The organism is Arthrobacter sp. TE26545, assembly GCF_056279005.1.
This window is the reverse complement of the sequence record NZ_JBWBQM010000001.1, coordinates 684,827-697,928: the sequence shown is the minus strand read 5'-3', so window position 1 is coordinate 697,928 and position 13,102 is coordinate 684,827. Positions and strand designations below refer to the sequence as shown.

11 protein-coding genes and 2 riboswitches are annotated in these 13,102 nt (G+C 67.4%); of the genes, 1 reads left to right on the top strand and 10 read right to left on the bottom strand.

All coding sequences use genetic code 11. The features are described from left to right. From ACZ9CK_RS03130 to ACZ9CK_RS03090, 9 genes are all read right to left on the bottom strand, one after another. On the bottom strand, window positions 1-3,021 hold the full coding sequence (locus ACZ9CK_RS03130; protein ID WP_476049211.1) for an alpha-mannosidase: 3,021 nt from the start codon (window positions 3,019-3,021) through the stop codon (window positions 1-3). 199 nt (window positions 3,022-3,220) lie between these two features. Continuing rightward, window positions 3,221-4,093: a formate dehydrogenase accessory sulfurtransferase FdhD gene (gene fdhD, locus ACZ9CK_RS03125; protein WP_426302302.1), complete on the bottom strand. Its 873-nt coding sequence runs from the start codon at window positions 4,091-4,093 to the stop codon at window positions 3,221-3,223. A 174-nt stretch (window positions 4,094-4,267) separates the two neighbouring features. Next, a complete protein-coding gene (locus ACZ9CK_RS03120) occupies window positions 4,268-5,596 on the bottom strand; it encodes a molybdopterin molybdotransferase MoeA (RefSeq protein WP_476049210.1) in 1,329 nt (442 codons plus the stop codon). Further along, the gene (locus tag ACZ9CK_RS03115) at window positions 5,593-5,895 is read right to left on the bottom strand and encodes a DUF6457 domain-containing protein (protein ID WP_476049209.1); all 303 of its coding nucleotides are present in this window, start codon (window positions 5,893-5,895) and stop codon (window positions 5,593-5,595) included. The genes ACZ9CK_RS03120 and ACZ9CK_RS03115 overlap by 4 nt, the downstream gene beginning before the upstream one ends. Before the next feature lie 30 nt (window positions 5,896-5,925). Further along, on the bottom strand, window positions 5,926-6,528 hold the full coding sequence (gene mobA, locus ACZ9CK_RS03110) for a molybdenum cofactor guanylyltransferase (RefSeq protein ID WP_426302299.1): 603 nt from the start codon (window positions 6,526-6,528) through the stop codon (window positions 5,926-5,928). Window positions 6,529-6,584: 56 nt separating this feature from the next. Next, window positions 6,585-7,085, bottom strand: a complete 501-nt coding sequence (locus ACZ9CK_RS03105; protein ID WP_426302298.1) for an HNH endonuclease — start codon at window positions 7,083-7,085, stop codon at window positions 6,585-6,587. 264 nt (window positions 7,086-7,349) lie between these two features. Next, window positions 7,350-8,108: an NlpC/P60 family protein gene (locus ACZ9CK_RS03100; protein ID WP_426302297.1), complete on the bottom strand. Its 759-nt coding sequence runs from the start codon at window positions 8,106-8,108 to the stop codon at window positions 7,350-7,352. A gap of 3 nt (window positions 8,109-8,111) precedes the next feature. Next, window positions 8,112-8,281: riboswitch (cyclic di-AMP (ydaO/yuaA leader) on the bottom strand. 146 nt (window positions 8,282-8,427) lie between these two features. Next, window positions 8,428-9,252, bottom strand: a complete 825-nt coding sequence (locus ACZ9CK_RS03095) for a M23 family metallopeptidase (RefSeq protein ID WP_426302296.1) — start codon at window positions 9,250-9,252, stop codon at window positions 8,428-8,430. 2 nt (window positions 9,253-9,254) lie between these two features. Beyond that, a riboswitch (cyclic di-AMP (ydaO/yuaA leader) is annotated at window positions 9,255-9,461 on the bottom strand. A gap of 113 nt (window positions 9,462-9,574) precedes the next feature. Beyond that, on the bottom strand, window positions 9,575-10,270 hold the full coding sequence (locus ACZ9CK_RS03090; RefSeq protein WP_426302295.1) for an iron-dependent transcriptional repressor DtxR: 696 nt from the start codon (window positions 10,268-10,270) through the stop codon (window positions 9,575-9,577). 291 nt (window positions 10,271-10,561) lie between these two features. Here ACZ9CK_RS03090 and serC point away from each other — a divergent pair, with 291 nt between their 5' ends. Then, a complete protein-coding gene (gene serC, locus ACZ9CK_RS03085) occupies window positions 10,562-11,692 on the top strand; it encodes a phosphoserine transaminase (protein WP_426302294.1) in 1,131 nt (376 codons plus the stop codon). 100 nt (window positions 11,693-11,792) lie between these two features. On the opposite strand, the gene ACZ9CK_RS03080 is transcribed toward serC, so the two are convergent. Beyond that, complete coding sequence (locus ACZ9CK_RS03080) at window positions 11,793-13,079, bottom strand: MFS transporter (protein WP_476049208.1); 1,287 nt, start codon at window positions 13,077-13,079, stop codon at window positions 11,793-11,795. Between the last annotated feature and the right edge of the window lie 23 nt (window positions 13,080-13,102).

Below are 13,102 nucleotides of genomic sequence, written 5' to 3'. Positions count from 1 at the left end.
TCAGCGGCCGAAGCGCAGGGTCACGAGCTGGAAAGGCCGGAGCGTGAGCCGGGCGTTGTCCGTGCCGGCCGCCACCCCCGGCGCGTCCACGGGCCGCTCCAGCAGGTCAACCGCCTGCACCGAGCTTGCCTGGAAGTTGGCCGTGACCACACCGCTGGATCGTTCGCCGAGGGATTCGTAGAGCCGCACCACCACGTCCCCCGATCCGTCTTCGGCCAGCTTCACGGCCTCCACGGCGAGCGCCCTTCCGGACACTGTGAACAGAGACTCCGCCGCCTTCGCCCCGGCCACGGTCCGCGGCGCGAGGTTGCGGCGGTAGCCCTCCTCGACGGCGTCGGCGATCGCAGCGCCGGGGCGGACGCTCAGCTCCAGGACGTGCATGCCCCGGTCGGCCTGCGGATCGGGGAACTTCGGGGCCCGCAGCAGTGAGACGCGGACGTTGGTAGTGGTGCCGCCGTCGTCCCGGACGGCCCGGGTGACGTCGTGGCCATAGCTGGAGGCATTGGCGACGGCGACGCCGTAGCCGGGTTCGCCCACGTGGATCCAGCGGTGGGCGCAGATTTCGAACTTCGCCGCTTCCCAGGACGTGTTGCTGTGGGTCGGCCGGAAGACGTGCCCGAACTGGGTCTCCGAGGCCGACCGGTCCGCCCGCACATCGAAGGGGAAGGAAATCTTCAGCAGCTTCTCCCGCTCCTGCCAGTCCACGGCCGTGGAGATGTCCAGGGACGGCGCTCCCGCCGCCAGGCTGATCCGCTGGGTGATCGTGGAGGAACCCACCTCGCGTTCCACCACGACGACGGCGTCCCCGCCGTCGCGTTCGAGCCGCACCGAACGCGCTTCGGCCAGGGAGCGGACGTTGTGGCGGTAGAACTCCTCGATGTCCCAGGCGTCCCATTCGTTGGGGGTGTCGCGGAACAATTCCAGGTGGTTGCCGGCCTGCCCTGGTGCGATGGCTTCGCGCCCGCTGGCGTGGTCGGACAGGGAAACCAACAGGCCGTTGGCATCCAGCACGGCACGGATGACCCCGTTGTCCAGCACGTAGCCGCCGTTCCGTTCCGTGGCCTCCACGGGCTGACCGGGGTCTGCGGCTTCGGCCGCAGCCAGGGCAGGCACGCCGTGGCGGGCGTGGGGCGCGGCGTTGAGCAGGAATCGGGTATCCCCCGGGCCTAGCAATGCCGTGGCGGCGCCGGCGATGATGTCCTCGAGTTCACGGGCGATGGCCGCGTAGTTGCGTTCGGCATCCTGATGGACCCAGGCGATCGAACTGCCGGGCAGGATGTCATGGAACTGCTGCAGCAGGACCAGCCGCCACAGCTTCTTGAGCTCCGCGGCCGGGTAGGGATGACCGCTCCGCACAGCCGCCGTCGCACACCACAGCTCGGCTTCCCGCAGGAGGTGCTCCGAGCGGCGGTTTCCTTGCTTCGTGTTGGCCTGGCTGGTGTAGGTTCCGCGGTGCATTTCCAGGTAGAGCTCCCCCACCCAGACCGGCAGATCCGGGTATTCGGCCTCGGCCTGCTGGAAGAATTCCTTGGCGGTGCCCAGCCGGACCTTCGGCGAACCTTCGAGATCCGCGGTGCGGTGCGCCGCGGCCACCATTTCGCGGGTGGGTCCGCCGCCGCCGTCGCCGTATCCGAAGGGCACCAGGGAAACGGTGCCGCGGCCGTGTTCACGGTAGTTGCGTTCGGCGTGGGCGAGTTCGCGGGCGTGGAGTTCGGCGTTGTAGCTGTCCACGGGCGGGAAGTGGGTAAAGAGCCGGGTGCCGTCGATGCCTTCCCAGTTGAAGGTGTGGTGGGGCATCCTGTTGACCTGGTTCCAGGAGATCTTCTGGGTCAGGAACCAGCGTGAGCCCGCGGACTTAACGATCTGCGGCAGGGCCCCGGAATAGCCGAAGGAGTCTGGCAGCCAGGCCTCCTGGCAGTCGACGTCGAACTCTTCCAGGAAGAAGCTCTTGCCTTCGAGGAATTGGCGCGCCATGGCTTCGCCGCCGGGCATATTGGTGTCCGATTCCACCCACATGCCGCCCACGGGCATGAACTGCCCGGCCTTGACCTTCTCCCGGATCCGCACGAACAGCTCCGGGTAGAACTCCTTGATCCAGGCCAGCTGCTGCGCGGAGGAACAGGAGAACACGAAGTCCGGGTTGTCGTCCATGAGCGCCACGACGTTGGAGAAGGTCCGCGCGCATTTGCGGATGGTCTCGCGGACCGGCCACAGCCAGGCGGAATCGATGTGGGCGTGGCCGGTGGCCAGCAGCTCATGCGCCGAGGCGTAGGCGGGGCTGGCCAGGACCCCGGCGAGGGCAGCACGTCCGGCGGCGGCGGTTCCGGCGATGTCGTCCGGGTCCATGATGTCCAGCATGCGTTCGAAGGCGCGCAGGATTAAGTGTCGGCGCGGCAGCTCAGTGGGCAGCTCATGCATGAGCCCGCTGAGCGTCCAGATGTCCTGGTTCAGTTCCCAGACGGTTTCGTTGAGTTCGGCGATGGCAATCCGGCCCAGCCGGTAGCGCGGTTCCGATCCCGCCGTGGCTTTGTCGCCCAGCGGCGTGGAGGCGAAGGTCCAGCCCTGGCTCACGTCCGGATTCGCCGCGGCCTCCACGTAGAAGTCCACCGACATGCCGCCGCCCAGCAGTTTCAGGGGCACATGCTGGTTCCGCGGGGAAATGGCCTTGATGATGGTGCCGTCCGGACGCCAGGCGATGCCTTCGCACTGGAAGCCGGGGGCGTCACTGCTGAAGCCGAGGTCGACGACGACCTCCACCGCCGTGCCCTCCGGGGCGCCCCAGCCGTCCGGGACTTCGCCCTGCAACCGGATCCACTTGGTACTCCAGGCCCGGCCCCAGGCCGAACCGTGTTCGAGGGGTGTGTACTCCTGGTGGATGGCTTCGGCGGCGGGGACCGGCTCGCCCGGAACGTCCCAGCTGCTCAGGGTCAGCGGAACTGTGCGGCCGTAGATCGCCGGCGCTATCCGCTCGCGGACAAAACGGTCCAGGCGCTTTTCGGTCAGTCGCCGATCGTCGTGCAATTCAGATCCCCCTAGCGCCCCGCCGTCGTTTCACGGCCGGGCCGTACGCGTCAATGGGAAGCAGGCTTGTCAAATTGCGGACAGTGCTGTCCCGTCCGGCACGACGCTTCCATTCGATGGATAAAAATCTACGTCGTCGGAGGCCAATCGCCAAGTGATTGCCGACTCTCTCTGTGCCGTGCCGCCACTCCGCCGGAGCTCAGGCGGGAGACGTGACACCGCCCAGGAGGCGCTCGCTGCCGGCATACACGTTCAGGCTGGTGCGGCGGCTGAAACCCACCAGGGTCACACCGGTTTCCTCGGCAAGCTCCACGGCAAGGCTGGAGGGGGCACTGACCGCGGCGAGCACCGGGATTCCGGCCAAGGCGGCCTTTTGCACCAGTTCGAAGGAAGCACGTCCCGAAACCTGCAGCACGGTGCCGGTCAGCGGAAGCTTGCCTTCGCGGAGGGCCCAGCCTACCACCTTGTCGACGGCGTTGTGCCGGCCCACGTCCTCGCGCAGGCACAGCAGTTCCGACGATCCGTCGTCGTGGATCCGGAACAATCCTGCCGCGTGCACGCCGCCGGTCTTGTCGAACACGGCCTGGGCTTCGCGGAGCCGGTCCGGCAGGGCGGCGAGAGCCTCCACCGGAAGCCGCAGGCCGTCGTCGGCGGTGTTGTGGCGCAAGGTTTTGCGCACGGCCTCGATCGAATCGGTGCCGCAGATCCCGCAGGAGCTCGAGGTGTAGACCTTCCGCCCGGTGTCCGGCAGGACGACGTCGGGACGCAGTTGGGCCTCCACCACGTTGAAGGTCTGGACGCCGTTCTCATCCTCGCCGGCGCAGAAACGCAGGGAAACCAGCTGCGCGGAATCCCAGATGACGCCTTCGGACACCAGGAACCCGGCCACGAGGTCGAAGTCGTCACCGGGAGTGCGCATCGTGACGGAAAAGGACATCCGGCCGAGGCGGATCTCCAGCGGTTCCTCGACGGCGAGGACGTCCTCGCGGTACCGGACCGGATGCTCGGCGGCCTGCGCAGAGCCGTCCAGCACGAATTTGTGCACCTTGCGGCGCTGGGTCACGCGTCCCATTCAACTGCCCTCCGGGGTCGAAACATGGTTGACGAAGCCGTCGCACTGTCCTGCTGGCGAGCACGCCTTTTCATAGGACCATCATGGCAAGCGCGCAAGTGGGATGCCACCCGACGCCCGCCATCCGGGCAGACCGCCGGATCGGGACCAGCCGGGCCGGACTGCGGACCCGGATCAGGCATCCAGGGCGCTCCAGTCCACCGGGCCCTGCGGGGCCTTCCGCGCGGGCTTCGCGGGCCTCCGCGGCTTCTCTTCCGGGGCCTTCGCCGCGGGAAGCGGCGGCCCCCACGGCAGGGCAAATGCAGGCACGGCAGCCCCGAGCTGCACGCCGTGCGGCGGAACCACCATCACGCCGTCCGCGCCCGCGAGCCCGCGCATCATGCCCGCCCCCGCGTGCTGGGCCGGGGAGGCCAGGCCATAGACGAACTTGAACGGGATCAGGCGTGTGCGGCCTGGCTGGGCGTCAAGCGTGGCCCCGGACGGGACCTCGCCCACCTCGCCCAGGCTCCCGTGGCCCAGAGCAGCCAGCAACGGCGCACCAACGGTGAACAGCACCATCATGGCCGCGAGCGGATTGCCCGGCAGGCCAAGCACGAAACGGCCGTCCGGGAGTTCCGCCAGCACGGCCGGGTGCCCCGGCCGCATCGCGATGCCGTCGATCAGCAGCCGCCCGCCCAGCTCGGCCACGGCCTTGCGCAGGTGGTCCGTGCCCGAACGCCCGGTTCCCCCCGTGGTGATGACGACGTCGGCCGGTGCAGCCTCCGGCGAGGGCTCGCCTTCCTGGAGGGCCGCGAGCCATTCCTCATAGGAATCGCCCGCCCTCGCCTGGCCGCCGCGGATGCCGCCCAGGAGTTCGACGACGGCGCCCAGCTGGGGGCCGAAGGTGTCCCGGACCTGGCCTGGCACGGGGACTCCCTCGGTGACGACCTCCGAGCCGGTGTACAGGAACTTGACCAAGGGCTTGCCGAGCACAGTGAGTTCGTCGCGGCCGGCCAGGGCGGCCACACCCAGGTGCGCCGGGTTGAGCACGGTTCCGGACTTGATGAGGACCTCCCCGGCAGCCGCTTCCTCGCCGGCACGGCGGATGTGCTGCCCGTTGCGGGGCTCCCCCGGCTTGGCGCTTCCGCCGAGCGCCAGGACCGGCAGGCCGTCGTCGTCGGTGGTTATCACGCCGCTTTCGCTGCGCAACACCGCCTTGGCGCCGGGCGGAATCAGTCCGCCGGTGACAATGGGGCTCGCCTGGTGGGGCGCGAGGCGCTGTCCGGGATCGGCGAGGATCCACGGACCGCTTCCGTTGACCGCCCAGCCGTCCATCGCCGACGAAGCGTAATGCGGCAGATCCTGCAGCGCGAGGACATCCTCGGCGAGGGTGCGTCCCAATGCTTCAGCCAGGGGAACCGGTCCAGCGGGGATAGGGGATGCGCAGTCGAAGGCGAGTTGCCGTGCTTCCTCCCAGAGGTGGTCCAGGTGGCCGTGATCGTGAGTGGCCGCGGCATCGGTCATCCGGCGTCGGTCTCCGCAGTTCCGGGTTCCGCAGTCGCATAGTCCTTGGAGAGTTTGCGGGCCAGCGCCATCGCGGCGTCCATCGACGTCTTCTGGTCCGCCTGGCCGGACCCTGCGGCAAGGCCGGCGGCAAGGCCGGCCACGAAGGTGGTGAGCGGGGCGGCGGGGCGCACCACGGAATGCGCGGCGACACCGGCAAGGGACAGCACGGCGTCGATATCAACCTGGGTGTCTTCGAGCTCAAAGGCCTGAAGCAGGGTCCTGCACCATTCTTCGAGGGTTTCTTCCTGGCTCTTCACGATTCGCCTCCACGTCCGGTGCAGCTGGTGTCACGACGGGCCGCCGTGCACGCCGAGCGCAGCGGCATCGTCCCACGTGTCCACGTCATCGGCGGCGTGTTCGGGAACGGCTGCGGTCAGCAAGTCAAGACTAGCAAGCAGCCTGAACACCGGGGCGTTCGTTAAGGTCCCCTCGGCTGTCTGTGCCGCGATGGCCCCGCGCAGGGCCCCGGTGGCGTACACGGCCAGAAGGGGCTGCTTCCTGCCGTCCGGGGAAAGCCCCAGCACACCCTCAGCTCCGGGGTGCTCCCCAAGGACGGCCAGGAGCGGCCCCACGGCCGTCGCGGCATGGGGCATGTCGCATGCCAGGACCAGGACCCAGGGTGCCGGAGGCTTTTCGCCACGCCCCAACTCGTCGAGTCCCGCGGCTATGGCCGCGGCAGGCCCGGCAAAGGGCGGGTCCTCCCGGACCGTCAGGGCTCCCGGCGGCAGCCTTTCCGGGCGGGGGCCGACGACGACGAGCGAGCGGGCGCCGTGCGCTGCGGCCAGTGCCCGCTCAAGGAGTGTGGCGCCGTCGTACACCAACCCGGACTTGGGCACACCGCCGAGGCGGGAGGACCTGCCTCCCGCGAGGATCACCGCGTCGAATTCCACCTGCCCAGCCTACTCGGGCGCGCCCGCACGCCAGGAGCGGCGGGCGCGCCGGGCAGTCAGGCTGCCGATTCAGGCAACAGGAAAGGGTCCCATGCAGGAACGGGCTTCTCGAGCTCTTTGATCTGCCAAATGGTCCCGGTGGGGGCCGCCGGAGTGAAACGCAGCTTCCAGCCCATCTCGGCCGGCGTGTGGTCGCTCTTGGCGTTGTTGCAGCGCAGGCACGCCGCCACCAGGTTTTCCCAGGAATCCGCGCCGCCCCTGGACTTGGGGTGGACGTGGTCAATGGTGTGGGCTGCTTTGCCGCAATAGGCGCACCGGTGTGCGTCCCGCCGCAGCACGCCGCGGCGGGTGACAGCGGTGATCCGGTTGTATCTCGGCCGGATGTAGCGGTTGAGGAGGATCACGGACGGTCGGCCCAGGATCTCCTGCGGCCCGACGACAGGCTCGTCGCCTTCGGCCACTACGCTTGCTTTTCCGGTGAGCACAAGGACCAGCGCCCGGCGGAAGGTAATTACCGCCAGCGGTTCATATCCAGCATTCAGAACGAGTGTGCGCATGCACGTACCTCTTCACGGCCGCACCCGTCAGGGGCGCGAGGGCCGGCTGCCCTCTGCATGTACGGGCTGTGGATCGACATCTCAAGAGTAAACATGCAATGCCCGGATCAACGAATCCGCATTATCAAACGCGGGGCATGTCGTCAAAAGTTCACGTGCCGGCCATCTGGAAAATGGCGTCCCTGGGCAGGCAGATAGGGCCGTTGTTAACGGCAAAGACCCCGCAGGTCAACGACCTGCGGGGCCTCGCACGGAGAATTGAAATCAGCCGCCGACGCGGATGAAGACCGGGCCGGAGCCCACATTGGCGCTGTAGAGGGCGGTGGTCCCACCGTTCCAGCCGCCGTGCACAGCCATGCCGTTGCCGACGTACACAGCGATGTGGGCCATGCCCATGCCGCCGTTCTGGTAGTAGATCAGGTCGCCCGGCTGAGCCTCGGCGGCGCTGACGGTCCGGCCGAGGGACAGGTAGTCGGCCGGCCAGCCGTGGAAGTTGATGCCGACGGCAGCCAGGGAGTTGCTGGCCAGGGCGGTGCAGTCCTGTGCAACGCCGAGCTGGGCGTAGGCGGCTGCGGCGATCGCGGCACCCTGGCCGCTGGCGACCTTGGTGGCAGGGGCGGCAGCGGTGCTGGAAACGGAAAGCTTGGCAACCGGGTTGGCAGCCTGGGCCGGAGCCTCGGCTTCCTGGACCGCGACAGGGGCTTCCTCGACTACCGGAGCAGCAACAGTCTTGACGGCGGGGCGCTCGAACTTGATGGCGACGCTGGAGCCGGCGGAGATGCTTGCCTGTGCAACGGACTGGACTTCCAGGGTGGAAGCAGCGCTGGATTCGCGGGCAACGTTGCTCTCGGCAGCGTTGGCGGCGATACCGCTGGTCAGCACGAGGCCCGAAGCGGCGGCGATAACAGCTGCCTGGCGGCCCACGCCACCGGCGTTGCTGCCAACGGTCTTGGCGATGACGGCGAGCGATGCAGTCTTGGGGGCTGCGGCGCGGTGGCGCGCAGGAATAGTGCGTGAAGACACGTAGAAGCCTCTCCCTATGCCCGCGAGGTAAGCTGTCGGATTCGGATGGGAGTCATCCGGCCGCAGGGCAGTTCCAGTTGGAAAAGACCTGCGACTTAACCCCAAGGCCACCGTGATGATGACCGGAAGTGGGTCCCCCGCCTCTGCCAGACGATGTTTTGCGAACGGATCCTTGAGCAGTGGCAGAGCTAGGCAATCCACTCAAGTGCATCAACTCTCTAGAAGTTGATGCGGTTTAGACGGTACAGCAATTCAGATCGAATGTCACATTCAGGTCACGGCAGGTGACAATCATGCGAGAGGTCTCCATCAGATCGGGCTACAGCCAGCCCAGTGGTTCAACGACATCGCCGTTGACCATGACCTCGAAATGCAGGTGGCAGCCAGTGGAAGCGCCGGTGGTGCCGCTGAGGGCGATCACGTCGCCGCGGTTGACGCTCTGGCCAACTGAGACGTTAAAGGACGACAGGTGGTTGTAAGTGGTCTCGAGCCCGTTGCCGTGGTCGATCACAACCCTGTTGCCGCCGCCGTAGGGGTGCCACCCGGCGAAGGTGACCTTGCCGGAGGCCGCCGCGAAAACATCCGTGCCACACTGCGCCGCAAAGTCGCGGCCGCGGTGGAACTCGCCGTAACCACCGGTGAAAGGATCGATCCGATAGCCGAAGGGCGAGACGGAAACCATCCTGGACAGCGGCGCACCCAGGGTTCCCTTGGAGGACTCGGCCTGGACGGACCCGGCGGACTGCGCACTGAGCAGCTGGCGCAGTTTGGCGTCGGGATCGGCCTTGGTGGATACCGCCATACGGCTGAAGTCGACCTTCGCGCTGGCGGAAACGGGGATCTCGGGCTGGGACCCCAGAGCCATCGCAGCCGCCGAGGAACCGGCCTCGGAGGAGGCGGTCAGGGCTCCCGTTCCCGGGAGCGCCACGGTCATGATGAGGCCGGTGGCGGCCAGGGCAACGCCGGCCTTTTGACCCACACCACTCGCGGCGGCGAAGTCCGCTACCTGCTGCAGGGGGCTCCTGCGGCGGCGGGCTTCACGGTGGGAATCACGGGGACGGTCGACCCTTGCGACGGCCCGTGGCCGCAGCTCAGCAACGGGGCTGGACGCACGCCTGCGGCCCCTGGTGTTCTGCGTGGTCAAAAGGTTCCTCTCTGGAAGCCTGCGAGGTTAGCTGTCGGATTCAGGTCAGAGAGTGCACAGACCTGGCCCGCAAGGAGAGGCGCGGCACAGAGGTATCCCCGAGAGGCCCTGCGTAACGTGCTTTTCCCGTGCGGACTTCACCCCAAGGCTGCCTTCCGGCAACCAGCGATGGTTCCCCCGCCTCTGCCAATGAACGGATTAATCCACCTGTTCCGCTGGCAGAGTTCGACTCCGGATCAGGTAACGCTTTGGTATCGGCGCTAGTACCCAACTATAGGTGATTAACACCCTCAGTAATAAATTCGTTATCTTCGCCGGCGGGTCAGGCGACAGCCACAAAGACGTGTGCGGCTACTTCCGGAGGAAGCTCCAGGGCGCCCTCGATGCCGGGGACCCGAACGGAGATGTACTCCCCCACCCGGGCCAGGGACACCCGTGCGCCGGGGCGGATGCCGCCTTCGTCCAACTGGAGCAGCAGCTCGGGCTCCACCTGGATCGGTTCGGCCAGGCGGCTGACCACGACGCGGGCGTCGGGGGCGTAGTCATCCATCGCCTGCAGGAGGTTGACGACGCCGTCGCCGAAGGGATGCGCGGCAGTCCCGCCGATCGCTTCGAGGCCCGGAATCGGGTTCCCGTACGGGGACTCCGTGGGGTGGTCGAGGAGTTCGTACAGCCTGCGCTCGACGCGCTCGCTCATGACGTGCTCCCAGCGGCATGCCTCGTCATGGACGTAGGCCCAGTCCAGTCCAATGACGTCCGCGAGCAGCCGTTCCGCGAGCCGGTGCTTTCGCATGACCTCGGTGGCGCGCTTGCGGCCGGCCGGGGTCAGTTCGAGGTGGCGGTCGTTGGAGACGATGACGAGCCCGTCGCGCTCCATGCGGCCCACCGTCTGGGAAACCGTGGGGCCGGAGTGCCGGAGGCGCTCGGCGATGCGGGCGCGAAGAGCCACGATGCCTTCTTCTTCGAGCTCCAAGATGGTTCGAAGATACATCTCAGTGGTATCAATCAGATCCGTCATCCAGCTCAGCTCCTCGAGCGCAGTATCTTGCGTATTTTCCACCGTACCGTAAGCGCACGGGCGGCCGATTCGCGGGCATTCCGGCCCGGACTCCCCGCTCCAGCTTAGCTTATTTGGAATTACTCTTGATAATTTTCGAGCGGTGCACGGGACTCATTCGCCGGGGGCGTGGCGCACTGTGACACCCAGGTTCTGCACTGCCCGCCAAGTCAGGCAGAATTGGGGAGGCGATGAGGCACTTTCTGCCACCCGCCACGAACCACCAGGCCGCTACACCATTGGAGCTAAACCGTGAGCGAGAACAGCATCACTATCCCGGCAGATCTGAAGCCCGTGGACGGCCGGTTCGGCGCCGGGCCTTCGAAAGTCCGTCCGGAGCAGATCGAAGCACTCTCCGCAGCCTCCACAACCATCCTCGGCACCTCGCACCGCCAGGCACCGGTCAAGAACCTGGTGGGCTCCGTCCGCGAGGGCCTGAGCGAATTCTTCCGCGCCCCCGAAGGCTACGAGGTGATCCTCGGCGTCGGCGGTTCCACCGCGTTCTGGGACGTCGCCAGCTTCGGCCTGGTGGAGAAGAAGGCCCAGCACCTGTCCTTCGGCGAATTCGGCTCCAAGTTCGCGGCGGCCACCAACAAGGCCCCGTTCCTGGAGGCCTCCTCCATCATCAAGTCCGAGCCGGGTACCCGTCCCGTCGCTGCGGCCGAGGCCGGCGTCGACGTCTACGCCTGGCCTCAGAACGAAACGTCCACCGGCGTCGCGGCGCCGGTCAAGCGCGTCGACGGGGTCGACGACGGCGCGCTCGTCCTGGTGGACGCCACCTCCGCTGCCGGCGGCCTCGACGTCGACGTCGCCGAGGCCGATGTGTACTACTTCGCCCCGCAGAAGAACTTCGCGTCCGACGGCGGCCTGTGGCTTGGCCTGTTCTCCCCCGCCGCGCTGGAGCGCGCCGCACGCGTCAAGGCCAGCGGCCGCTGGATCCCGGACTTCCTGGACCTGCAGACGGCGATCGACAACTCCAAGCTGAACCAGACCTACAACACTCCGTCGCTGAGCACGCTGGTCACCCTGGATGCCCAGGTCCAGTGGCTGAACAAGAGCGGCGGCCTGGACTTCGCTGCCAAGCGCACCGCGGACTCCGCGCAGCGGGTCTACCAGTGGGCCGAGGCCTCCGAGTTCGCCACCCCGTTCGTGGCCAAGGCCGAAGACCGCTCCAACGTCATCGCCACGATCGACTTCGACGACTCGGTAGACGCCGCGGCCATCGCCAAGGTGCTGCGCGCCAACGGAATCGTGGACACCGAGCCGTACCGCAAGCTGGGCCGTAACCAGCTGCGCATCGCCACCTTCGTTGCCATCGAACCCGACGATGTCTCGGCCCTGCTGGCCAGCATCGATTACGTGGTGGGTGAGCTGCGCAAGTAGCGCGCCGGAACACAAGCGGCGCCGTCCCGGGCTTCCCGGGGCGGCGCCGCTGTTTAGGGACGCTGAATCAAAGAACCTGAATCAAAGGACGCCGCGAGGGCTAGGACGCATCCTGAGTTTCACCGGCAGACACCGACGCGATCCGGAAGACCCGCAAGCCCTTGGCGCTGCGGTCGAAGCGCAGGCGCAGCTGCCGCGCCCTGACAATCCAGACCAAACCGACGATCGCGGCGGAGATCCCGGCGGCCGCGGCGACGCCCAGGGACCAGCGGGGCCCGGCAACGTTGGCGATCCAGCCCACCAGCGGCGCCCCGATGGGTGTCCCGCCCATGAAAATCGCCATGTACAAGGCCATCACCCGGCCACGCATCACCGGATCCGTGGTTGATTGGACGTAGCCGTTGGCGCTGGTGATCATAGTGAGCGCGAAGAGGCCCACCGGCACGAGCGCGAATCCGAAGAGGGTGTAATCGGGCGCGAGGGCAGCCAGGAGGCTGGCCACTCCGAAGGCTCCCGCGGCACCGAAGATCAGGCGCAGGCGTGGCCTTCCGCGCCGGGCTGAAAGCAGGGCGCCGGCCACCGAGCCGATGGCCATCACCGAATTCATCAGGCCGAAGGCGCCGGCGTCCATGCCGAATTCCGTGCCCACCATCGCCGCGATGAACAGGACGAAGTTCAGTCCGAGCGTGCCCATGATGAAGATCGCCACGAGGACCACCACGATGTCCCTCCGGTGGCGCACGTAGCGCAAGCCTTCGCGGATGCGGCCCTTGCCTGCCGCTGCACGGGGCTGGACCCGCAGGGTGCCTGCGGGAATCGAGGCCAGGGCCAGGATCATCACCAGGAACGTCACGGTGTTCAACAGGAAGACCCAGCCCGGCCCCACCACGACGGTGAGCACACCGGCAACAGCCGGACCGATCATGCGGGCGACGTTGAAGGATGCGCTGTTGAGCGCCACGGCGTTGGCCAGGGAATCGTCACCCACGAGTTCGGACACGAAGGTCTGGCGGACCGGCGCATCCAGCGCGGACACCAGTCCCAACAAGAGGGCAAAGACGTAGACGTGCCACAACTGGCCGGCGCCGGCCACGACCAGGATTCCCAGGCCCGTGCTCAGCAGGGCCATGATCCCCTGGGTCAGGAAAAGAAGGTGGCGTCGGTTGTAGCGGTCGGCGAGCAGCCCGGCCCAGGGCGCCAGGAAAAGCTGCGGACCCATCTGCAGGGCGAGCGTGATGCCCATGGCTCCGGCATCGTGGTTGCTGAGGTGGTCAAAGACCAACCAGTCCTGGGCGGTGCGCTGCATCCAGGTCCCGACATTCGAAACCAATGCACCCAGGAACCAAACGCGGTAGTTGCGGATGTGCAGGGATTTGAAGGTGGACATCAGTTGCCGCCTTCTTCCGGATC